The organism is Pseudomonas sp. FG86, assembly GCF_057808775.1.
In genome coordinates, this window is sequence record NZ_JBMDIS010000081.1 from 1 (window position 1) to 20,328 (window position 20,328).

A 20,328-nucleotide genomic window follows, 5' to 3' on the forward strand; every position below is an offset into this window, starting at 1 on the left:
ATCTATTGACTGACCCACCACCATCGGGAGCAAGCGCCCTCCCATATTGCTTTGTAGCGCCCCACAAAAATATTTGTAAATTTATCTTGCGCGCAAAACATTAGCGCTATACATTCACTTCACCAACTACTTAGCGCGCAAACATTTAGCGTTACAAACCAAGAGGACCACACCATGCAAACTCTCTACACCGCAGTAGCCACTTCCACTGGCGGCCGTGATGGTCGTGCTGTTTCCAGCGACAACATCCTCGACGTCAAACTCTCCACACCTAAAGAACTGGGCGGTGCCGGTGGCCAGGCCACCAACCCTGAGCAACTGTTCGCCGCCGGCTACTCGGCCTGCTTTATCGGCGCCCTGAAATTCGTCGCCAGCCAGACCAAACGCAAGATCCCGGATGACGCCTCGATCACGGCTCATGTCGGTATCGGCCAGATCCCCGGCGGTTTCGGCCTGGACATCGACCTGCACATCAGCCTGCCCGGCCTGGCTCAGGACGATGCGCAAAGCCTGGTCGACGCGGCTCACCAGGTTTGCCCTTACTCCAACGCCACCCGTGGCAACGTCGATGTGCGCCTGCACGTAACCGTCTAACCCTGCTGCGACACCTGGAGAAGAACATGAACAGATTTGGCAAAGCGCTTACTGGCACCCTGCTCGCCCTGTCCATCACCCACGCGTTCGCGGCGACGGATGATGTCGAGCACAACACCCAGGCATTCCTCGATGTCTTGAACGCCGGCACCGGCAAGCCGATGGAGCAACTGACGCCCAAGGACGCCCGTGCCGTGCTGACGGGAGCTCAGGCGGGTGTGAAGTTGACCTTGCCCAAGGCGGACGTCAGCCAGAAGACCATCCAGGTCGATGGCCAGCCGCTGGGCCTGACCATCGTGCGGCCAGCCGGGGTCAAGGGCACATTGCCGGTGTTCATGTTCTTCCACGGCGGCGGCTGGGTATTGGGCGATTACCCGACTCACGAGCGCCTAGTGCGCGATCTGGTGGTGGGTTCGGGAGCCGTGGCGGTCTTCGTCAACTACACGCCTTCACCGGAAGCGCACTACCCGGTGGCGATCAACCAGGCCTATGGCGCAACCAAATGGGTCGCCGAGCACGGCAAGGACATCAACGTCGACGGCAAACGCCTGGCGGTCGCGGGCAATAGCGTCGGCGGCAATATGGCAGCCGTCGTCAGCCTGATGGCCAAGGACAAGGGCACACCCGCGATCAAGTTCCAGTTGCTGCTGTGGCCGGTGACCGATGCCAACTTCGAGACAGCGTCCTACAACCAGTACGCCGAAGGGCACTTCCTCACCAGGAACATGATGAAATGGTTCTGGGACAACTACACCACCGACGCCCAGCAGCGGGCCGAGATCTACGCCTCGCCGTTGCGGGCGACCACCGATCAGCTCAAGGGCTTGCCGCCCGCGCTGATTCAGACGGCCGGTGCCGACGTGCTGCGGGACGAGGGCGAAGCCTATGCGCGCAAGCTGGACCAGGCCGGCGTCCCAGTGACCGCCGTGCGCTATAACGGCATGATCCACGACTACGGCTTGCTCAATGTGGTCAGCCAAGTGCCAGCGGTGCGTTCGGCCTTGCTGCAGGCATCGCAGGAGCTGAAGCAACACCTGAAGTAAAAAGCAGCGCCCACGAAAAAGCCCGACTCAAGGTCGGGCTTTTTTTCGTATCAGCGGGGCCAGAATTACTTCTTGGCGCGGCCTTTGTACGAACCACCTTCGCGGGTGTCGATTTCGATCAGGTCGTCGATTTCGATGAAATCGGCAACTTGCAGCTCGGTACCGTTAGCCAGCTTGGCAGGCTTCATCACCTTGCCCGAAGTGTCGCCGCGAGCGGAACCTTCGGTGTAGGCAACCTTACGCACGATGGTGGTAGGCAGCTCTACGGAAACCAGGCGCTCTTCGAAGAAAATAGCTTCGCAGACGTCGGTCATGCCTTCTTCAATGAACGGCAGAACGGCTTCGATGTCTTCAGCGTTCAGCTCGTACATGGTGTAGTCAGTGGTGTCCATGAACGTGTAGGCGTCGCCGCTGATGAACGACAGGGTCGCTTCTTTACGGTCGAGGATCACGTCGTCCAGCTTGTCATCGGCGCTGTAAACGGTTTCGGTCTTGTAACCGGTCAGCAGGTTCTTCAGCTTGGTCTTCATGATCGCGCTGTTACGGCCCGACTTGGTGAACTCAGCTTTCTGAACCAACCAAGGATCGTTGTCGATACGGATCACCATACCGGGTTTCAGTTCTTTACCAGTTTTCATTGCAGATATCCGAAATTTGGATGGGGTTTACAAAAATCAAGGTCGCGTATCATATCCAACTTTCATAAAACTGTACCAGCGCCGTCGCAAGATCGGCCTGCAAGCCTTGTTCCAGACACCACGTTTCGGCGTGTGCGCTCACTTCCGGCCAGTGTTCCAGCAGTCTTTTCCACGGCTGCGCCATATCGCCGTCCGTATTCCAGGCCTGCCAAAGCGCAACCAACGCCGCCCTGGCGGCCGGCGATAATGCAGCGGTGTACAACTGCAGGAAGGCGTCGAGCTTGTCCAGATGGATGTCTTCGTCCTGGCGATAGATGTGCCACAGCAAAGGACGCCCGGCCCACTGGGCACGCACGAAGGAGTCTTCGCCACGTACGGCATTGAACTCGCAGCACCACAGCAGGCGGTCATATTGCTCCTGGCGCACGAAGGGCAGCACCTGCACGGTCAGGGCTTGGCGCTGGTGGACATCCCCCGCCTCCAACCCATCGACCCCGAGCCAACGCTGCACATCACCGAGGATGCGGCCTTCCGGAACCAACAGATGAGTGGCACGCCCATCCGTCGAAAGAACGTCAAGCCAGCTGGCGAGGCCGGCATTTTCGTAGGCGAACAGTGACATCAGCCGCGCACCGGTTGCAGGAAGCACGCCCAAGGAGCGCAGGAATTGTTGCTGCGCAGCGGCATCCTGTTGAAACGCCTGGCGCTGTTGCAGCAAACCGGCCTCGCGCAACAGACCACCGGTACCCGGCCGAAAACCGGGGAAAAAGAAGTACTTCTGTACCCCTTTGAACTTCACCGAAGGCAGGCGATGGCAACCCACCACCCAGTCCTCGGCACTGAGGTAGTCGAGGTTCATCCATAACGGCGTACGCGCGCGCGCGGCCATGGCTTCCATGTAGTCAGGGGGCAATTGGCAGGCAAAAGCGGCGATCACCACATCGGCGGACGGCGTAGCAGCCCAATCCGCCGGCCAATGATGCACGTCAACGCCCTCTTGCCATTGCTGCCCCGACTGCACGTCAATCTCAGGGCACAGGCGCTCGAACGCCCGCAAGTCATCGACCCACAAACGCACATCACAACCGTGCTCTACCACCAGTTGCCGGGCCAGGCGCCAGGTCACGCCGATGTCGCCATAGTTGTCGACGACGCTGCAAAAAATATCCCAGCGGGCTTTCATTCCGGGCTCCAACGCTCAAAGGCTCGATTGTCCGCATAAATGCCCTGATGCAGAAGGCTTGATCGCGATTATTCTGCACAGTGGCTGTGCGACAATCGCCGCCACGCCACAAATGCCTGCCAGGAGGCCGCCATGTCGGATCGCCCATTGTCGTTGCTCAAGCTGTGTGTCGCCATCGCCCTCGGCGTGTGGCTGGGGTTCATCGCCATTGCGTTGACCACTTGGCTGGCGTCGCGCTACCTGTTCCCGCAAAGCCTTGCCCCCGTGGCCCAGGCCGTTCAGCAACTCGGCAAACCGGCCCCTGCTGCACCGGAACCACCCAACCGTATGTTCGAACAGTATCAAGACAACCTTCGCAAGCAGGAACAACAGCAGACCCTGGACCAGGCGCGCAACAATGCGCGCAACCTGTCCAACCCAAAATGCCAGTTCTGGTTGCAACAGGACCAGAACGCGCCGAATGAAAAGAGCAAGGCCAATGTCCTGCAATTTTGCGAATGATCAAGCACAGCCATGAATAAACACGCCGTCCTCCAGTTGATTCTGGAAAAACTCACCGTCGACCTCGATATTGCACAGCGCGCCGCGCAGACCGCCTACGAAACCGCGACCCACGAAGAAAATATCGCCGAAAACAAATACGACACCCTCGGACTGGAGGCATCTTACCTGGCGGCCGGACAGGCCAAACGCGTCGAGGAAATCAAGCAGTCGCTGGCGCTGTGCCAGAACCTGCCACTGCGTGCGTACGATGATCAACGTGGCATAGAAGTCGGCACGCTAATGGGCCTGGAGGACGAGAATGGCCGCCAGCAGTGGCTGTTCCTGGCACCGGATGCGGCGGGCTTGAAGGTGGATGTGGTGGGGCAACCGGTGACCGTCATCACCCCGCGCTCACCCCTGGGCAAAAGCCTGCTGGGCAAGTTCGAAGGTGACGATGTGGAGATTCTGGTGGCAGGCGCCCGGCAACACTTTACGGTTACCGAGGCCAGATAAACCACTTAATGGACGGGCAATTCTACGCCGTCGAACAGCTCTTCCAGTTCCTGCTTGTTGTGGCACTGGATCGCCTTGGCCATGACTTCGCGGGTCAGGTGCGGAGCGAACTTCTCGATGAAGTCGCACATGAAGCCACGCAGGAAAGTACCGCGACGGAAACCGATCTTGGTCACGCTGGACTCGAACAACTCGCTGGCGTCGAGCACGACCAGGTCTTTATCGAGCTGCGTGTCGACCGCCATCTTGGCGACAATCCCCACGCCCAGGCCCAGGCGAACATAGGTTTTGATCACGTCGGCATCGGCTGCGGTGAACACCACTTTCGGCGTGAGACCGCGATGGCTGAAGGCTTCGTCGAGCTTGGAACGGCCGGTAAAACCGAACACGTAAGTCACGATCGGGTATTCCGCCAGGGCTTCCAGGGTCAGCTTCGGCAGCTTGGCCAACGGGTGACCTTGGGGCACGACAACGCAGCGGTTCCAGCGGTAGCACGGCATCATCACCAAGTCGCCAAACAACTCCAGGGCCTCGGTGGCAATGGCAAAGTCGACGGTGCCGTCAGCCGCCATTTCGGCGATCTGCATCGGCGAACCCTGGTGCATGTGCAGGGCCACGTCCGGGTACTGCTTGATGAAATCGCGGATCACCGGCGGCAATGCATAACGCGCCTGGGTATGGGTGGTGGCGATCGACAGAGTCCCCTTCTTCTCGTTGGAGAACTCCTGGGCGATCTGCTTGATGCTCTCGACTTTGCGCAGGATCTCGCCAGCGGTGGTAATGATGCGCTCACCGGCTGGAGTGACACGGGTCAGGTGCTTGCCGCTGCGTGCGAACACTTCGACGCCCAACTCGTCTTCGAGCAGGCGGATCTGCTTGCTGATACCGGGTTGCGAGGTGTAAAGGCTTTGAGCGGTAGCGGAAACGTTGAGGTCGTGGTGCGCCACTTCCCAGATGTAGCGCAGTTGTTGAAGCTTCATATGTGTCCCTCAAAGCAGATAGACGCCACGGGTATCAGCGACGGTATATAACTATATTAAAGGTTCGACAGATAAATCTAGAACTTTTTATCCTTCATTGACCGATCACATGTCATCACTGCGCCGACGCTGCAACAGCGGTACCAGATAGACTGGTACCTGGGACAACTGGAGCACTCGCGCAGCGGTTCGCCCCAAGGGTGTTGCCACCCCGACGGTTTGGGTATGACTACCTACGATCAGCAAATCCACGGAGAGTTTCTGTGACTGACCAAGGATCACTTCGCAAGGGTCCCCCTGGATCACTCGTACCGAACGGATCAACTTCAGGTCCAGCGCACCTTCCCCCAACTCTTCGCGAAAACTCTCCAGCACACGCTGCTCGATCGTCGCCATCACCGTGGTCAGCCCCTGGCTCTGCCATTCGTTCAGGGCTTTCTCATCAAGGTAGCTCTGCAACACCGATTCGGCGAACAAGCCGATGGGCTCGACCACATGGATCACATACAGGTCGGCCTTGAACGTTCGCGCCAGCGCCAGTGCATGTTGCATCACATAAGGCGCATACAGACCAAGGTCCGTGGCGTACAGCATCGAACGAATCATAGAACCTCCTGGACTGCCAGGATGGCGGGGATTGAATGAGCTTAGCAGCGCCTCGGCGAGTTCGACTGACTTAGCTCTCGGCCTGAATCTTCACCTCATTACTGATGCCATGGGGCACATGCCCGGTGGCCACCACCTCTCTGGCTTTCTCACAATGACCGGCCTGGTCATCGAAAAACACATCGGCGGCGAAGGCCTCCAGAAACGCGGATTTTTCCAACCCGCCAAGAAACAACGATTCGTCCAGGCGGATATCCCATTCGCGCAAGGTACGAATCACGCGCTCGTGGGACGGTGCTGAACGGGCTGTGACCAAGGCCGTGCGAATCGGGCACGCCTCGTCGGGAAACTCACGCTGTAACAGGTTGAGTGCGGCGAGGAAGCCTTTGAACGGACCACCGTGCAACGGTTGGCGCGCCGACTCGCGCTCGCTGGCCTGGAATGCCGCCAAGCCACCGCTTTGGTAGACACGTTCGGACTCATCGGAAAACAGCACCGCATCCCCGTCAAACGCGATCCGCAATTCCTCGCTCGACGCCCGGCGTGCACCGCCCGACAGAATCGTCGCAGCGGCAAACCCGGCGTCAAGGGCACTGCGCACATCTTCAGCATGGGTGGAAAGAAACAGATGGCAACCAAATGCCGCCAAATAAGGATAAGGACTACGCCCTCCTACGAAGGCTGCGCGGGAAATATCCAGATCGTAATACTGGATAGAATTGAACACGCGCAACCCAGTGTCGGCACTGTTGCGCGACACCAGCACCACCTCGACCCGGGCGCGGCCCAGGCTGGCATTGAGGCTCAGCAGCTTCTTGACCAGCGGGAAGGCGTCACCGGGCTCCAGGATTTCTTCCTCATGTTCGATCTGGTATTTGCGGTAGGTCTCGACCCCTTCGGCCAGGTAGACCTTATGGCTCTCGCTCAGGTCGAACAGCGCCCGCGATGAAATCGCCAGCACCAGTTTGTCGCCCAGTCCATTCGCCATGTGCTTTCCTCCGAATCAGCGGTTATGCCGATCAATAAAACTCAAGGCCTGGTACAGCGCCTGCATCCGCGGCAATTCGCAACCGGCGGCCTTGGCGGCGGCCAGTGGCCGGGCGTATATGGCGGCCAGCTCCAACGGGCGTTTGTGCACGTGGTCGTGGTACATGCTCGGCAGGTAGTCATCCATGGTCTCGGTCATGGTGAACATCTGCTCGGCATAGCTGGCCGGGATTTGATGGCCGCAGGCATGGGCGCCCTGCACCACTTCGGCCATCAGCGCCTGGATCAGTTCCCGGCTGGATTCGTCCGCCATCATGGCCGTGGTTCCCGCGCCCAACAGCACGGAGAGACCGTTGTAGGGCACGTTCCACACCAGTTTATGCCAGCGCGCCAGGTGCACGTTGGCCATGGCCTGAGACTCAATGCCCGCCTGATGAAACAACGCGGCGCCCTCTTCGACAATCGCTTTCTGACGAGCTTCATCGTTGGCCGCAGTACCGCTGTGGTACCCCAGGTTGACCCGGCCCAGGGCCTGATGCTCGACGACGCCGGGCCCGGAGCGATGCACACCGATGTAGCACAGGCCGCCGAGCAGATGCAGCGACGACGGCAAGTGCTCGCGCAGGCTGTCTTCGACGTCGAGGCCGTTTTGCAGCAACACGACCTTGGCGTCCGGCGCCGCGATCTGAGCAAGGGTGGGGGCCAACTCCGGGTTACCGGTGGATTTGGTGCCCACCAGCAGCCAATCGCACGGCGGCATGTCAGCGGCGCGGGCATAGGCTTGCACCGGGTGCAGGTGCAAGCGGCCATGCACCGTACTGTTGAGGTGCAGGCCACGTTCGCTGACCGCCGCATATTCGCTGCGCAGCAGGAAGTGCACGTCGAACCCGGCGCGCGCCAGCATCAGGCCATAGAAACCACCGATGGCACCGGTGCCGATAATACCGATGCGGGGCGACTGTACGGTCATGGCAAATCCTCTGGAGTACGGGTAAGTGCTTGATTAATGGCGTCGGCAAGCTCGGCAGCCACGATCGGTGTGTATATTTGCCCAAGGAATTGACCCTCGCACACCACGAACAGCGCCGGCAAATGAAAGATCTCGTAGCGTTCCACCGCACCGCCGTTGTGCCCGGCATCGACCCAGCACACCCGGTCCACGGGCAAACGCCAGCCCGGCACCTGCTGACGTGCCCAGCGGCAACTGGAACACCCCTCGCTGACGAACACGACGAGCGAAATGCCTGGCAAAGCCAGCAATTGCTGGTCAATATCCAGGTCGGTCAATACCTGTTCCTTCACTATACTGCTGCCACCGCCGTCAACTGAACGGTGCTCGGAGTCCGTGTACATGGGTCGTTTTTTACCTCACCCTGATGATGTCGCTGCCCTGTTGATCCAACGTCCCGCTCCCCCCCTTCCCCGCCAACGCCTGCACACTATCGGCCTGAGTGGCATCGCCTGCAATTGCCCGCGCGCCTGGCGCCAGGGTACCGCGATCGAGTTTCGCATTCCCTCACTGGGCGCCAGCGCCCGTTATCCGGGCTATGTGGCGTGGTGTCGCAAGGCTGGCAGTGGCTATCGCGTGGGGGTTGCCTTTACCGATGAACATGCCTTGTTCGGTGCAAGAATGGGCGAGCAAGTGTGCCAGATCGAACGCTACTGCCGCCTGCACGTAGATACCGAGCCGACGCCCCAGCAGGTCGAGGCACTGGCCCGCGAATGGGTTTCGCGCCATGCCGGCGAGTTCTCCCATGAGGCGCTTGTGCAGCCAGCACTGGATTAAAGCCGGCTTTGCCCATTGTCGCGGGCCCGTGTTACGCGCTAAGGTTCCTCCCCCCTGCATTCAAATCATGCTGTGCTCCGCCGCACGGGGATGGCTGGCGGCCGGCACCCGTGACCCTGACGAGTAACACGATGGCTGATTTACCGATCAATGACCTTAACGTCGAATCCAACGAGACGCTGATCACACCTGATCAGCTCAAGCGCGAAATCCCCTTGAGCGACGCTGCCCTGCAGACCGTCACCAAGGGTCGCGAAGTCATCCGTGACATTCTCGACGGCACTGACCACCGCCTCTTCGTCGTCATCGGGCCTTGCTCGATCCACGACCTCAAGGCTGCCCACGAATACGCCGAGCGCCTCAAGGTGCTGGCGGCGGAAGTGTCCGACACCTTGTACCTGGTGATGCGCGTGTATTTCGAGAAGCCGCGTACCACCGTCGGCTGGAAAGGCTTGATCAACGACCCGTACCTGGACGACTCGTTCAAGATCCAGGACGGTCTGCATATCGGTCGTAAGTTGCTGCTGGACCTGGCCGAAATGGGCCTGCCCACTGCCACCGAAGCCCTCGACCCGATCTCCCCGCAGTACCTGCAGGACCTGATCAGTTGGTCGGCCATCGGCGCGCGCACCACTGAATCCCAGACCCACCGCGAAATGGCGTCCGGCCTGTCCTCAGCCGTGGGCTTCAAGAACGGCACCGACGGCGGCCTGACCGTAGCGATCAACGCGCTGCAATCGGTTTCCAGCCCTCACCGGTTCCTGGGGATCAACCAGGAAGGCGGCGTCTCCATCGTCACCACCAAGGGCAACGCCTACGGTCACGTGGTGCTGCGCGGTGGCAACGGCAAGCCCAACTATGATTCGGTCAGCGTTGCGCTGTGCGAACAGGCGCTGGCCAAGGCCAAGATCAAGCCGAACATCATGGTCGATTGCAGCCACGCCAACTCCAACAAGGACCCGGCCCTGCAACCGTTGGTGATGGAAAACGTTGCCAACCAGATCCTCGAGGGCAACCAGTCGATCATTGGCCTGATGGTCGAGAGCCACCTGAATTGGGGTTGCCAGGCGATTCCAAAGGACCTCGCCGACCTGCAGTACGGCGTGTCGATCACCGATGCCTGCATCGACTGGACTGCCACCGAGAACACCCTGCGCAGCATGCATGCCAAGCTCAAGGACGTATTGCCCAAGCGCAAACGCAACTGAGACCGCACCTGTATCTGAATTGGGCGCACACAAAAACGCCGGGCCATGGCCCGGCGTTTTTCATGGTGCTGTCACTGCCTTACAGTTTAGCGGCGTGGCGCTGATGCCGCTCCATGTAGCGTTCGACATAGGAGCACGACGGGATCACCGTATAACCGGCTTCTTCGGCGAACTTCAGCGCCTCCTCGGTCAACGCGGCCGCAATGCCACGGCCTCGCAGTGCGTTGGGCACGAAGGTCCGATAGATATCCAGGGTCTGCTTCCCGAGGTCCATGTAGGTCAGGTAGGCACGATGACCGTCCACATTGGTCTCGAACTGATGACCAGCCTGGTCATGGTGGATGGACAACGCCTCGCTCATCACTACTCCTCGCGGGTCTTGAATTTTGACCCCTACCTTACCGATGTTTTTCCGGCGAAGGAACATCTACGCCACCCCGTGCCGGTTTCGACAACGAGAAAACCCTGAGCGCTCACAACCAGCACGTAGAGAATAGTAGGCACCAATCCCGCAATTGCTCAAGGCGCGCTCGTCATCCCTGCCACTGGTGGATATAGAAAGAGCCTCGATCAACCGGTGACCGATAGCCTGAACATTGCCGGCAGTTGAACCTTGAGACGAACTGCCGCTCTTAAAGTCACCTCTACATGCGCAAAAGATGCCTGGGGCGGTAACGGCGACCGGAACGAAAGTGTCAGCTTCTTTATATAAATCTTCATCTATTTACAAGGCCTAACGCATGCGGGGCGGCGATTTCAGCCCGGCCTCAATCCTCCTGCGACTGCAAAAAATTGAACACTTTTTATACAAACTGCCAAAAGATTAGCCAAAATAGATTCGGCACAAGAATTTTTTTTGCTTCTTGCGCTACGTCAGTTTACTTACTACAAGTAATGGGTAGTATGTACGCCGGCTATTAGCTCACCCTGAGAAAGTAGCCATTTAATAGAAAGTCCTTGAAGGGGAACACGATGAACAACGTTCTGAAATTCTCTGCTCTGGCTCTGGCCGCAGTTCTGGCTACCGGTTGCAGCAGCGTCTCCAAAGAAACCGAAGCTCGTCTGACTGCAACTGAAGACGCAGCAGCTCGCTCCCAGGCTCGTGCAGACGAAGCCTACCGTAAAGCTGATGAAGCTCTGGCTGCTGCTCAAAAAGCACAACAGACTGCTGACGAAGCTAACGAGCGCGCTCTGCGCATGCTTGAAAAAGCAAGCAAGAAGTAATAATCCTTCGGGGTTGTTATCAAGCCGATCCATTTTTGGATCGGCTTTTTTATTGCCTGAATTTCACGCTCCCGGCGGGAACCGGCAATAAAAATCCCGCCCCGGCGCAAGGCCGAAGCGGGATTTGGGTCAAGCAGGCTTACTGCTGCAGGTCGATCGGCGTGCTCGACACCATCGGCGCTGCGCTCGGCACACCGATCTCAGTCGGCAGGCCATCTTCGGCAGCCACCACATCACGCACCTGATCCCAGTTCACCCGCAGGTGATTGGCCAGGTCTTCACGCTTGAGCAGGGCGTTGATCACCGCCGTATGCTTGTCGACCACCGAAGGGGTGCCGTCGTCGTTCAGGGGCGTATGCGCTTCCAGATACACCTTGCCACCGCGGCTGCCGAACTTGTAGGCATCGTTGATGATGCGCACCGACGTGCCCACCGGCACCATGCTGGCCATCTCCAGCACGTTGTTGTTGAACATGCGGAAGCAGCCATGGCTGGTACGCGTACCGATACCGAACTTCTTGTTCGAACCGTGGATCAGGTAACCCGGCGTGCCCAACGTGAACTTGAACGGCCCCAGGGGGTTGTCCGGGCCGGCGGGCACGACATTCGGCAGCGGGTCGCCCTCGGCGGCATGCTCAGCCTTGATCGAAGCGGGCGGGGTCCAGGTCGGGTTCGGCGTCTTGGCGATAATGCTGGTATGGGCGACTGGCGAGCCCCAGCCTTCACGACCAATCCCCAGCGGGAAGGTGTAGACGACGTTCTGGCCCTTCGGATAGTAGTAGAGACGGTATTCGGCGAGGTTGATCACAATACCTTCGCGAGGGCCTGGCGGCAGGATGAACTGCGTCGGCAGCACGATCTCGGTGCCCGCGCCGGGCAACCAGGCATCGACGCCCGGGTTGGCGGCGACCATCTCCGAGTACCCGAGGTCGTAGGTGGTACCCAGGTCGGCAAAGGTGTCTTCGTATTTGGCCTTGATCACTTGGACCTGGCCGACGATGTCTTCACCGGGTGGTGGCAAGGGCAACTGCAAGGCGGCGGCAGAGCCAGACGCACACAGGGCAGCAAGAGACAGGCAGCAGGTGACGACGGAAAGGCGCGACAACATCCGGTAAATCCTTCGCAGAACGACGGGTAGGTAAAAATGGATTGTATACGTGAAGCGGGCGGCTAGCTGCAAGCTTGTCGCGGCCCCTACAGCTCGAAACGCAGCTCCGGCCAGATTGGCGGCGTGCCGCGCTTCTGGGATTCGAGGATCGCCCGGCACAGAGGGCACAGCCGCTGGTCCTGGAAGATCGAGCGATCCACCGACGACCAGCGTGGCTGCGCAGGCAATAACGTGCCGCAGAGCGTGCGGTCGATCGAGCCCCCCAGCTCCAGTTGACGCGCGACCAGATGCACCCGGACTTCCTGGCAGGCGAACAGATCCAGCTGCTCGTCCGGCTCGATCAGTTGGTAGTTAAACAAGGACCAGGCAGGACGCGACATCGAGGGCTCCAAATCGGGGGGGCGCCACCTTAGCCGAAAGCCTGCCGGTAGAAAAGCGTCATAGCAGCGGTTTTAGCGTCGGCCATACATTTTCCAGCAACTTACCCTGGGCGCCGACCGCCGGGTGCAGTTGATCGGCCTGCATCAACTCGGGATGGCCACCGACCCCGTCGAGAAAAAACGGCACCAACGGGACGCTCTTCTCCTTGGCCAGCGCACCGTAGACTTCGGCAAACGCCTGGGTGTATCTCGGGCCGTAGTTAGGTGGCAACTGCATGCCCAACAGCAGCACCTTGGCGCCCTTGGACTTGGACTGGTCGATCATCGATGCAAGATTTTGTTTCAATTGTGCGGGAGGCTGCCCACGCAAGCCGTCATTGCCTCCCAGTTCGATGATCACAACGTCCGGCTGATGCGCTGCAAGCGCCGCCGGCAGCCGCGCCAGGCCTCCGGCACTGGTATCGCCACTGATGGAGGCGTTGACCACTTTGTCGTCGAAACCTTCGTGCTTGAGCCGTTGTTCCAGCAAGGCTACCCACCCTTTGCTGGTATCCAGTCCGAAACCGGCACTGATACTATCGCCAACGATCAGGACTGTACCCGCCGCTGCGTTCTGGGCCATGCACATCAAGGCCAGGCCAGCACTCAAAAACCACATTCGCATCGGATTCTCCATGGGCGCAAGCATTCTCACCGCGCGAAACCTTAGCAAAGTGGTTCCCAGCGCGGAAGGTGAACTGACTATCCTGCACGAACTGAGCCTGGAACTGAACCAGGGCGATAGCCTGGCTATCGTCGGCGCCTCGGGTTCCGGCAAATCCACCCTCCTCGGCCTATTGGCCGGGCTCGACCTGCCCAGCAGCGGCGAAGTCACCCTTGCCGGCCAAGCCCTGAGCAGCCTCGACGAAGACCAGCGCGCGCGCATCCGCGCCGAGCACGTGGGTTTCGTCTTCCAATCCTTCCAGTTGCTCGACAGCCTCAACGCCCTGGAAAACGTCATGCTGCCTTTGGAACTGGATGGCCGCAAAGACGCTCGCGAGCGCGCCAAGCACTTGCTCGAACGCGTCGGCTTGGGCCAACGCCTGACCCACTCGCCGCGCCAGCTGTCCGGGGGCGAGCAACAACGTGTGGCCATCGCCCGCGCGTTCGCCGCCGAACCGGACGTGTTGTTTGCCGATGAACCCACCGGCAACCTCGACAGCCATACCGGCGAGCGAATCAGCGACCTGCTGTTCGAGCTCAATAAAGAGAACGGCACGACCCTGGTGCTCGTCACCCATGATGAGCGTCTGGCCCATCGTTGCCGACGCCTGATCCGCCTTGAAGCCGGCCTGATGGTCGCGCCCCTGGAGCCTTGATGGCACGTTTGCCGCTGTTGCGCCTGTTCAGTCTTGCCATGCGCCAATTACTGCGCGATGCCCGCGCCGGCGAATTGCGCGTATTGTTCTTCGCCTTACTGGTGGCCGTGGCGGCCAGTACCGCCATCGGTTACTTCGGTGCGCGCCTCAACGGCGCCATGATGTTGCGGGCCACCGAGTTTCTTGGCGCCGACCTGGTACTTGAAGGCAGCTCGCCCGCACGCCCGGAGCAGATCCGCTCCGGCACCGAACTGGGCCTCGATCACGCGCGCGTCGTAGAGTTCTCCAGCGTCATCGCCGCCGACAGCGGCATCCAACTCTCCAGCATCAAGGCGGTCAACGAGCAGTACCCGCTGCGCGGCGAGCTGAAGAGCGCAGCCGCTCCCTTTGGGGATGAAACCCCAGGCGGCGGCCCGAAACCTGGTGAAGCCTGGGTGGAAGCGCGGTTGCTGACGGCACTGGGCCTCAAGGTTGGCGACAGCATCGATGTCGGCATGAAGACCCTACGCCTGGCCCGCATACTGACCTACGAACCGGATCGCGCCGGCAATTTCTACAGCCTCACACCGAGGGTGATGATCAACCTGGCGGACCTGGACGCTACTGGCGTGGTGCAACCCGGCAGCCGTGTCAGCTACCGCGAACTGTGGCGTGGGCCGCAAGGCAGCACGGCGCTGCAAACCTATCGTGACCTGGTCAAGCCGGGGCTCGCCGCCAACCAGCGCCTGCAGGATTCGCGGGACGGCAACCAGCAGATCGGCGGCGCCCTGGGCAAGGCCGAACGCTACCTGAACATGGCCAGCCTGGTGGCCGTGCTGCTGGCGGGGGTCGCAGTAGCGCTATCGGCCAACCGTTTTGCCAGCCGACGTTTCGATGCCAGCGCGTTGTTGCGTTGTCTCGGTTTGTCACGCCGCGAAACCATGCTGCTGTTCAGCCTGCAACTGAGCGTACTGGGACTGCTGGCCAGCCTGACCGGCGCCGTGCTCGGCTGGCTGGCGCAGTTCGGCCTGTTCTATTTCCTCCACGACCTGCTCCCCGCAGACGTACCACCGGGCGGGCTGTTACCGGCGGTTGCCGGGATCGGCACAGGCCTGGTCGCCCTCGCCGGCTTCGCCCTGCCACCACTGGCGGCGCTGGGCCGTGTACCGCCGCTGCGCGTGCTGCGGCGCGACCTGCTGCCTATTCCTTCCAGCACCTGGATGGTCTATGGCGCGGCGCTGTTCGCCCTGGGCCTGATCATGTGGCGCCTGAGCCTTGACCTGGTGCTGACCTTCGCCTTGCTGGGCGGAGGCGTGGTCGCCGCGCTGATCCTCGGCGGCCTGCTCCTGCTGCTGTTGCAAAGCCTGCGCCGCCTGTTGGCCCGCGCGTCCCTGCCCTGGCGCCTGGGCCTGGGCCAGTTGCTGCGACACCCATTGGCGGCGGCCGGCCAGTCCCTGGCGTTCGGCCTGATCCTCTTGTCCATGGGCTTGATCGCCCTGCTGCGCGGCGAGTTGCTCGACACCTGGCAAAACCAGTTGCCCAAGGACGCCCCCAACTACTTCGCGCTGAACATCCTGCCCGCCGACAAGGAAGCCTTTGGTGCACGCCTGCTGGACCTGCAGGCGCAATCGGCGCCGCTGTATCCGGTGGTGCCAGGCCGACTGATCAGCATCAATGGCGAACCGGTACAGGAAATTGTCAGCAAGGACTCCAGCGGCGATCGTGCCGTGCAACGTGACCTGAGCCTGACGTGGGCTGCCGACCTGCCACCGGGCAACACCCTCACCGCCGGCGCCTGGTGGGCGCAACAAGCGCCCGATGATATCCCCGGGGTCTCGGTAGAAGCCAAGGTCGCACAAAGCTTGAAGCTCAAGCTTGATGACCACCTGGTGTTCAGTGTCGGCGGTGAAAATCGTGAAGCGCGGGTCACCAGCCTGCGCACCATCAATTGGGATAACTTCCAGCCCAATTTCTTCATGATTTTCCAGCCGGGCACCTTGAAGGACTTGCCAGCCACCTACCTGACCAGCTTCTACCTGGCCCCCGGCCACGACCAGCAGATCGTCGACCTGTCACGCGCCTTTCCGGCCGTGACGATCCTGCAGGTCGAAGCCCTGCTGGAACAACTGCGCAGCATCCTCGCCCAAGTGACCCTGGCGGTGGAATATGTGCTGCTGTTTGTCCTGGCCGCGGGGATGGCGGTGCTGTTCTCCGGCTTGCAGGCGACCTTGGATGAGCGAATCCGTCAGGGCGCGTTATTGCGTGCGCTAGGCGCGGAACGCAAGTTGCTGGTCAAGGCACGGCGCATCGAATTCGGCTTGCTGGGTGCAGTCAGTGGCTTGCTTGCGGCACTGGGCACCGAGTTGGTGACCTGGGTGTTGTACCGTTATGCCTTCGACCTGGCCTGGCACCCGCACCCCTGGTTGTTGCTCCTGCCACTGATCGGTGCCGTGTTGATCGGTGGCGCCGGGGTCTTCGGAACGCGCCGCGCGCTGAATGCCAGCCCACTGACGGTATTACGCGAAGGCTGAAACGCCGATGGCCCGTGCTCTTCACAGAGCACGGGCCATCCTTGCCTACTTCACATACTCGATACCGGTAATCCACCAGCACACTTCGCCACTCGGGGTCTGTACGATGGCCTCATCATCGACTTGCTTGCGCAACAACGCGCGAGCCATGGGCGAATCGATGGAAATGTAATCCATCCGCTCATAAATCTCGTCATAGCCGACAATACGAAAACGCTTGGTCTCACCCTGCTCGTTTTCAATATCGACCCAGGCACCAAAAAAGACTCGCCCTTCCTGCTCGGGCATGTACTCGACCACGCGCATGTCTTCCAGGCGCTTGCGCAAGTAGCGCACCCGCCGATCGATCTCACGCAGCAGCTTCTTGTTGTACTGGTAGTCCGCGTTTTCGCTGCGGTCTCCCAAGGAAGCGGCCCAGGTCACTTTGCGTGTGGTATCCGGCCGCTTTTCTCGCCACAGGTAATCCAGCTCTTTCTTCAGCGCCTCATGACCTTCTTTGGTAATCAGCTTGGTACTCAAACGCGTGCATCCCCAGGCAATGTCCATTGATTCCAATACGCCGCGGCATCAAGGCCAGGCGTCAGCGAACAGAGAGTGATGATAAATGAACGCGACAAAGTTGCCAGGCCGACGGTCACTATCAGGTCAAACCGAGATCGCCCAAAAATCGTCGCTGGGTTGAGCCAGCTCAGTCTTGGCGAGACAGTCCAGGGTCTGATCCAGTTCGGTCAGCATTGCGTGCAGGTTTTGTCGCAGGCCAGACAGTTGCGCAATCGTAACCGACACCTTCTCCGCCCGCAGGTGAACCAACGACTCCTGGCTTTTGATCTCGGAGACACGCTTTTCAAGGGCATGAGCACGCTCATCAAGTTGGCGCTGCTCATGCTGCTGCGCGCTCGAATCATTCGCCAACTGGGCTTCACGGCTGTCCAGCGCCTGGGCCTGCAACTGCAGGGTGGCTTCTTTTTCCAATGTTCGGTTAACCAGTTCCTGACGTTTCTGCTCCAGATCCGCCTGGTCCTGTTGCAACCGGACGCGCCATTGCTCAAGTGCCTCCTCTTGCTTGAGAACAACCTGTTTCTGTTGCGTCAAATCCTGGGCAACGCGTGCAAGGTTCGTCAGGGTGCTGTCCACCTCAAACAACGAATTGTGTTCCGGCTGGGCGCCCAACGTCGGTCGCGCACCAAGCACCGGAGGAACAGGCGCCAGCTCAGTTGATGCAGGGACTACGGGAGGCTCCGGCTGGGGTTCCGGCTGAGGCTCCGCCAGTTGTTCAAGCAGGGGCGGCTGGGCCGAGTCAGGCTGGCTCGCCACCTTGGGCGGCGAGACCATCTGCGAAGAAAAACGAATGGACGGCACAATCAAAGTGGCACTTTCGATGGCCGGTGATGCAGGAGCAGAAGTGCCCAGGGTGATCACCTTCATCACCAACGCTTTCTTGATAATTACGGAATGATGATCCTCTGGCCTGGCAGGGGGCAACTTGCAGCCTTTCAAATCGACAAAGTGATAGGGAATCTGGGTTTCAGTAGCGTTGCCGGATCTGGCACCTGACGCTGCCAGGGTCAATATTTGTTTAAATACCCGCATTGCAACTTGCAGGTCTTCCTGAGCGTCGACGCCGCCCAGAAAATACCGCTCAAGTTTCTTACGCAATGCGGCGACGTATACCCGCGAGTTCCCAGGCTCCGTTTCTTCATCGAGACTGTAGACAAGAAAGTTCGAGGCAATTTGAGGAACAGCGAAACCACAGAGCAGTGCACCGTTGACCGGAGCATCCTCACCGGAGCGTTCAAGAACAAGGGTACGTAAAAGCATCATGGTTGTCGGGCCTCATGACGATAAGCAAGTCTTATTTAAACATCAGATAAACATCTGACCATTAATACGCATTAGTCACCGAACGATTGTTTCAGCGCACTCTAATCCTGAACGTAGGACTTGTCTTATTAACGTAATTCAGCATTTTCAATCTCAGACATTAAAAGTACCATTTTTAAATCCGAGCCCCTGCCCCTCTCAACCAAGGCGCTTTCCTCTTCATATACACCCCGAACAATCAGCAGAAAAACATAATGATCGAGATAAGCAGCCTGACCAAATACCAGGGCAAAAAGACTGTCATCAGTAATGTTTCATTTTCTGCCCAGCGCCAAGAATGCCTTGGATTATTTGGAATGGAGGGCGCAGGTAAAACCACACTTCTGAAGATGATAGCGGGTTCACTCCGCCCGTCTTCAGGGCAGGTGAACATTCTGGGGTTCGATCCCCAAACCCATGCACACCAAGCCCGCATGGCCGTCGGTTATCAGCCCGAGTCCAGCATCAACCACCTCAGGATGTCCATCAGGGACCTGCTCGACTACATCGCCTCCCTCCGCGGATTCCAGGGTGCCGAAAAGCGCAGTCGGGTGGAACGCGCCGTCACCCGGCTCGAATTGTCATCGGTACTCAGCTATCCGATCCACACACTGCCCCCGAGTCTCAAGCGCAAAGTCGCGATTGCCCAGGCCATCCTGCATGACCCAGGGGTCCTGTTGCTGGACGAACCCTTTGACGGCCTGGCGCCGCATCAGCAAGGCAAGCTCAGGACACTTATCCAGTCCCTGACCGAAGAAATGACCGTCATCGTCGCTTCACGCGATTGCGAAGCACTGGCCGGCATCTGCACCCGCGCCCTGGTCATCGGCGGTGGACGCCTGCTGGCGGATGCGCCGATGCCCGAGTTGCAGCGTAGCTCCCGGCACTTCCGCGCCGTGACCCTGGCCTCGGAGTCCGCGCCTGATTTACTGGCCCTCGCGGTACTACCAGGCGTTGCAGGTATCGAAGAGGATCGCCACAGCCCTGGCACGGTGACCGTTCTCGCAATGCCAGGCCACACCATTTACCCCTCTGTCAGCGCACTGATTACCGACCGGCACTGGCCAATACACTCACTGAAACTGGAGCCAGGCCGCCTGAATGATGTTGTTCATCACTTGAGCCAAGAGGCTTCCCTTTGAAACTGCTGCTCCCCGTTTTCAAGCGCCAGCTTGCAAGCTATTTTTCTTCACCGGCCACCTACCTGAGCATCGCCATCTTCCTGGTGCTTTCGGCATCACTGGGGTTGCACACCAGCGAACTGCTGGAGCGAAACAGCAGTGATTTGCAGGCCGTCTTTGAATGGCACCCCTGGCTGTACCTGTTACTGATCCCAGCCCTGTCGACGCAACTCTGGGCGGACGAGCACGGCAGCGGCTTTGGCGACCTGATAAAAACAATGCCTATCAAACCCACCCCACTGGTGATGGGGAAATTTCTCGCAGCCTGGGTTGTTACTGGCGTGGCATTAGTGCTGATGTTTCCGATGGTGATGGCAGTCAATGTACTGGGACCGGCGGATAACATGCTGATTGCCTCGCAATTTCTGGCCAGTTGGTTGTTGGCCGGCAGTTACCTGTCTGTAGGTTGTTTTATTTGCGTATTAACCAGCCGGCGCCTGGTCATTTTCCTATTGACACTGAGCCTGCTGTCGGCGGCCAGTGGTTTGGCCTCCGTACTTGATGCTCTTGAACATCAAGCGCCAATATGGGTTCTCGACAGTTTGATGTCCCTTAGTCCATCGTTGCGCTTCAGCATCATCGATCACGGCTTGCTGACCCTCCATGAAAGCCTTTACTTCATCAGTATGATGTTTGCCTTTCTCTGCGCGACAACTATTACCCTCAACTATAAAAACAGCTGAGAA

Annotated in this window: 24 protein-coding genes; 11 read left to right on the forward strand and 13 right to left on the reverse strand. The window is 59.5% G+C overall.

Going from position 1 to position 20,328, the window contains the following annotated elements:
• Positions 1–174 precede the first annotated feature (174 nt).
• Both ACODSV_RS29650 and ACODSV_RS29655 read left to right on the forward strand, forming a co-directional pair.
• Entirely contained in the window at positions 175–594 is a 420-nt protein-coding gene (locus tag ACODSV_RS29650) for an organic hydroperoxide resistance protein (RefSeq protein WP_024074223.1), read from the forward strand.
• Positions 595–620: 26 nt separating this feature from the next.
• Entirely contained in the window at positions 621–1,637 is a 1,017-nt protein-coding gene (locus ACODSV_RS29655; protein ID WP_150056150.1) for an alpha/beta hydrolase, read from the forward strand.
• A 65-nt stretch (positions 1,638–1,702) separates the two neighbouring features.
• Here the strand turns inward: ACODSV_RS29655 and ACODSV_RS29660 are convergent, their stop codons facing one another.
• Together ACODSV_RS29660 and earP are read right to left on the reverse strand one after the other, a co-directional pair.
• Positions 1,703–2,275 carry an elongation factor P gene (locus ACODSV_RS29660; RefSeq protein ID WP_024074221.1) on the reverse strand — a complete coding sequence of 191 codons (573 nt, stop codon included), beginning with the start codon at positions 2,273–2,275 and terminating at the stop codon, positions 1,703–1,705.
• A 49-nt stretch (positions 2,276–2,324) separates the two neighbouring features.
• Positions 2,325–3,458, reverse strand: a complete 1,134-nt coding sequence (gene earP, locus ACODSV_RS29665; protein WP_150056149.1) for an elongation factor P maturation arginine rhamnosyltransferase EarP — start codon at positions 3,456–3,458, stop codon at positions 2,325–2,327.
• 132 nt (positions 3,459–3,590) lie between these two features.
• On the opposite strand from earP, the gene ACODSV_RS29670 reads away from it, so the two are divergent.
• Together ACODSV_RS29670 and ACODSV_RS29675 are read left to right on the forward strand one after the other, a co-directional pair.
• Complete coding sequence (locus ACODSV_RS29670) at positions 3,591–3,959, forward strand: hypothetical protein (protein WP_069075549.1); 369 nt, start codon at positions 3,591–3,593, stop codon at positions 3,957–3,959.
• A gap of 12 nt (positions 3,960–3,971) precedes the next feature.
• A complete protein-coding gene (locus ACODSV_RS29675) occupies positions 3,972–4,454 on the forward strand; it encodes a GreA/GreB family elongation factor (RefSeq protein WP_150056148.1) in 483 nt (160 codons plus the stop codon).
• A gap of 5 nt (positions 4,455–4,459) precedes the next feature.
• Here the strand turns inward: ACODSV_RS29675 and cysB are convergent, their stop codons facing one another.
• The 5 genes from cysB to ACODSV_RS29700 form a co-directional block, all read right to left on the reverse strand.
• Complete coding sequence (gene cysB / locus ACODSV_RS29680; protein WP_017849520.1) at positions 4,460–5,434, reverse strand: HTH-type transcriptional regulator CysB; 975 nt, start codon at positions 5,432–5,434, stop codon at positions 4,460–4,462.
• Between the two features lie 105 nt (positions 5,435–5,539).
• The gene (locus ACODSV_RS29685) at positions 5,540–6,040 is read right to left on the reverse strand and encodes a universal stress protein (protein WP_024074217.1); all 501 of its coding nucleotides are present in this window, start codon (positions 6,038–6,040) and stop codon (positions 5,540–5,542) included.
• A 70-nt stretch (positions 6,041–6,110) separates the two neighbouring features.
• Positions 6,111–7,028, reverse strand: a complete 918-nt coding sequence (locus ACODSV_RS29690; protein WP_024074216.1) for a 5'-nucleotidase — start codon at positions 7,026–7,028, stop codon at positions 6,111–6,113.
• 15 nt (positions 7,029–7,043) lie between these two features.
• The gene (locus ACODSV_RS29695) at positions 7,044–7,997 is read right to left on the reverse strand and encodes a putative 2-dehydropantoate 2-reductase (RefSeq protein ID WP_024074215.1); all 954 of its coding nucleotides are present in this window, start codon (positions 7,995–7,997) and stop codon (positions 7,044–7,046) included.
• Positions 7,994–8,380, reverse strand: coding sequence for a YbbN family protein (locus ACODSV_RS29700; RefSeq protein ID WP_150056147.1), 387 nt, complete (start codon positions 8,378–8,380; stop codon positions 7,994–7,996). The genes ACODSV_RS29695 and ACODSV_RS29700 overlap by 4 nt, the downstream gene beginning before the upstream one ends.
• Here ACODSV_RS29700 and ACODSV_RS29705 point away from each other — a divergent pair.
• A complete protein-coding gene (locus ACODSV_RS29705; RefSeq protein ID WP_069075551.1) occupies positions 8,379–8,813 on the forward strand; it encodes a PilZ domain-containing protein in 435 nt (144 codons plus the stop codon). The genes ACODSV_RS29700 and ACODSV_RS29705 overlap by 2 nt on opposite strands.
• A 131-nt stretch (positions 8,814–8,944) precedes the next feature.
• A complete protein-coding gene (locus ACODSV_RS29710; protein ID WP_024074212.1) occupies positions 8,945–10,021 on the forward strand; it encodes a 3-deoxy-7-phosphoheptulonate synthase in 1,077 nt (358 codons plus the stop codon).
• 79 nt (positions 10,022–10,100) lie between these two features.
• On the opposite strand, the gene ACODSV_RS29715 is transcribed toward ACODSV_RS29710, so the two are convergent.
• The gene (locus tag ACODSV_RS29715) at positions 10,101–10,382 is read right to left on the reverse strand and encodes a GNAT family N-acetyltransferase (protein WP_003189869.1); all 282 of its coding nucleotides are present in this window, start codon (positions 10,380–10,382) and stop codon (positions 10,101–10,103) included.
• A 611-nt stretch (positions 10,383–10,993) separates the two neighbouring features.
• On the opposite strand from ACODSV_RS29715, the gene oprI reads away from it, so the two are divergent.
• Positions 10,994–11,245, forward strand: a complete 252-nt coding sequence (gene oprI, locus ACODSV_RS29720; protein WP_024074210.1) for an outer membrane lipoprotei OprI — start codon at positions 10,994–10,996, stop codon at positions 11,243–11,245.
• Positions 11,246–11,384: 139 nt separating this feature from the next.
• Here the strand turns inward: oprI and ACODSV_RS29725 are convergent, their stop codons facing one another.
• From ACODSV_RS29725 to ACODSV_RS29735, 3 genes are all read right to left on the reverse strand, one after another.
• Positions 11,385–12,353, reverse strand: a complete 969-nt coding sequence (locus tag ACODSV_RS29725) for a L,D-transpeptidase family protein (RefSeq protein ID WP_024074209.1) — start codon at positions 12,351–12,353, stop codon at positions 11,385–11,387.
• Between the two features lie 86 nt (positions 12,354–12,439).
• Positions 12,440–12,733: a hypothetical protein gene (locus tag ACODSV_RS29730; protein WP_016972348.1), complete on the reverse strand. Its 294-nt coding sequence runs from the start codon at positions 12,731–12,733 to the stop codon at positions 12,440–12,442.
• A gap of 58 nt (positions 12,734–12,791) precedes the next feature.
• Positions 12,792–13,397, reverse strand: coding sequence for an arylesterase (locus ACODSV_RS29735; RefSeq protein WP_024074207.1), 606 nt, complete (start codon positions 13,395–13,397; stop codon positions 12,792–12,794).
• Positions 13,398–13,407: 10 nt separating this feature from the next.
• Here ACODSV_RS29735 and ACODSV_RS29740 point away from each other — a divergent pair, with 10 nt between their 5' ends.
• Complete coding sequence (locus ACODSV_RS29740) at positions 13,408–14,091, forward strand: ABC transporter ATP-binding protein (protein ID WP_024074206.1); 684 nt, start codon at positions 13,408–13,410, stop codon at positions 14,089–14,091.
• A complete protein-coding gene (locus tag ACODSV_RS29745) occupies positions 14,091–16,601 on the forward strand; it encodes an ABC transporter permease (RefSeq protein ID WP_069075553.1) in 2,511 nt (836 codons plus the stop codon). Before ACODSV_RS29740 ends, ACODSV_RS29745 begins: the two co-directional genes overlap by 1 nt.
• 45 nt (positions 16,602–16,646) lie before the next feature.
• On the opposite strand, the gene greB is transcribed toward ACODSV_RS29745, so the two are convergent.
• Together greB and ACODSV_RS29755 are read right to left on the reverse strand one after the other, a co-directional pair.
• Positions 16,647–17,120: a transcription elongation factor GreB gene (gene greB, locus ACODSV_RS29750; RefSeq protein WP_041161124.1), complete on the reverse strand. Its 474-nt coding sequence runs from the start codon at positions 17,118–17,120 to the stop codon at positions 16,647–16,649.
• 126 nt (positions 17,121–17,246) lie between these two features.
• Entirely contained in the window at positions 17,247–18,422 is a 1,176-nt protein-coding gene (locus ACODSV_RS29755) for a hypothetical protein (RefSeq protein WP_069075554.1), read from the reverse strand.
• Between the two features lie 254 nt (positions 18,423–18,676).
• Here ACODSV_RS29755 and ACODSV_RS29760 point away from each other — a divergent pair, with 254 nt between their 5' ends.
• Positions 18,677–19,603 (forward strand): ABC transporter ATP-binding protein, encoded by a 927-nt coding sequence (locus ACODSV_RS29760; RefSeq protein ID WP_150054974.1) that lies wholly within the window; start codon positions 18,677–18,679, stop codon positions 19,601–19,603.
• On the forward strand, positions 19,600–20,325 hold the full coding sequence (locus ACODSV_RS29765) for an ABC-2 transporter permease (RefSeq protein WP_069075556.1): 726 nt from the start codon (positions 19,600–19,602) through the stop codon (positions 20,323–20,325). The genes ACODSV_RS29760 and ACODSV_RS29765 overlap by 4 nt, the downstream gene beginning before the upstream one ends.
• The last annotated feature ends 3 nt before the right edge of the window (positions 20,326–20,328 follow it).

Bases quoted from the DNA above. Each gene is read 5' to 3' on its own strand.
- ACODSV_RS29670 (WP_069075549.1), top strand. From the start codon at position 3,591: ATGTCGGATCGCCCATTGTCGTTGCTCAAGCTGTGTGTCGCCATCGCC.
- ACODSV_RS29745 (WP_069075553.1), top strand. From the start codon at position 14,091: ATGGCACGTTTGCCGCTGTTGCGCCTGTTCAGTCTTGCCATGCGCCAA.
- oprI (WP_024074210.1), top strand. From the start codon at position 10,994: ATGAACAACGTTCTGAAATTCTCTGCTCTGGCTCTGGCCGCAGTTCTG.
- ACODSV_RS29705 (WP_069075551.1), top strand. From the start codon at position 8,379: ATGGGTCGTTTTTTACCTCACCCTGATGATGTCGCTGCCCTGTTGATC.
- ACODSV_RS29755 (WP_069075554.1), bottom strand. From the start codon at position 18,422: ATGATGCTTTTACGTACCCTTGTTCTTGAACGCTCCGGTGAGGATGCT.
- ACODSV_RS29655 (WP_150056150.1), top strand. From the start codon at position 621: ATGAACAGATTTGGCAAAGCGCTTACTGGCACCCTGCTCGCCCTGTCC.
- ACODSV_RS29760 (WP_150054974.1), top strand. From the start codon at position 18,677: ATGATCGAGATAAGCAGCCTGACCAAATACCAGGGCAAAAAGACTGTC.
- ACODSV_RS29650 (WP_024074223.1), top strand. From the start codon at position 175: ATGCAAACTCTCTACACCGCAGTAGCCACTTCCACTGGCGGCCGTGAT.
- ACODSV_RS29730 (WP_016972348.1), bottom strand. From the start codon at position 12,733: ATGTCGCGTCCTGCCTGGTCCTTGTTTAACTACCAACTGATCGAGCCG.
- ACODSV_RS29735 (WP_024074207.1), bottom strand. From the start codon at position 13,397: ATGCGAATGTGGTTTTTGAGTGCTGGCCTGGCCTTGATGTGCATGGCC.
- cysB (WP_017849520.1), bottom strand. From the start codon at position 5,434: ATGAAGCTTCAACAACTGCGCTACATCTGGGAAGTGGCGCACCACGAC.
- ACODSV_RS29685 (WP_024074217.1), bottom strand. From the start codon at position 6,040: ATGATTCGTTCGATGCTGTACGCCACGGACCTTGGTCTGTATGCGCCT.
- ACODSV_RS29710 (WP_024074212.1), top strand. From the start codon at position 8,945: ATGGCTGATTTACCGATCAATGACCTTAACGTCGAATCCAACGAGACG.
- ACODSV_RS29675 (WP_150056148.1), top strand. From the start codon at position 3,972: ATGAATAAACACGCCGTCCTCCAGTTGATTCTGGAAAAACTCACCGTC.
- ACODSV_RS29690 (WP_024074216.1), bottom strand. From the start codon at position 7,028: ATGGCGAATGGACTGGGCGACAAACTGGTGCTGGCGATTTCATCGCGG.
- ACODSV_RS29715 (WP_003189869.1), bottom strand. From the start codon at position 10,382: ATGAGCGAGGCGTTGTCCATCCACCATGACCAGGCTGGTCATCAGTTC.
- ACODSV_RS29700 (WP_150056147.1), bottom strand. From the start codon at position 8,380: ATGTACACGGACTCCGAGCACCGTTCAGTTGACGGCGGTGGCAGCAGT.
- earP (WP_150056149.1), bottom strand. From the start codon at position 3,458: ATGAAAGCCCGCTGGGATATTTTTTGCAGCGTCGTCGACAACTATGGC.
- ACODSV_RS29695 (WP_024074215.1), bottom strand. From the start codon at position 7,997: ATGACCGTACAGTCGCCCCGCATCGGTATTATCGGCACCGGTGCCATC.
- ACODSV_RS29740 (WP_024074206.1), top strand. From the start codon at position 13,408: ATGGGCGCAAGCATTCTCACCGCGCGAAACCTTAGCAAAGTGGTTCCC.
- ACODSV_RS29725 (WP_024074209.1), bottom strand. From the start codon at position 12,353: ATGTTGTCGCGCCTTTCCGTCGTCACCTGCTGCCTGTCTCTTGCTGCC.
- ACODSV_RS29660 (WP_024074221.1), bottom strand. From the start codon at position 2,275: ATGAAAACTGGTAAAGAACTGAAACCCGGTATGGTGATCCGTATCGAC.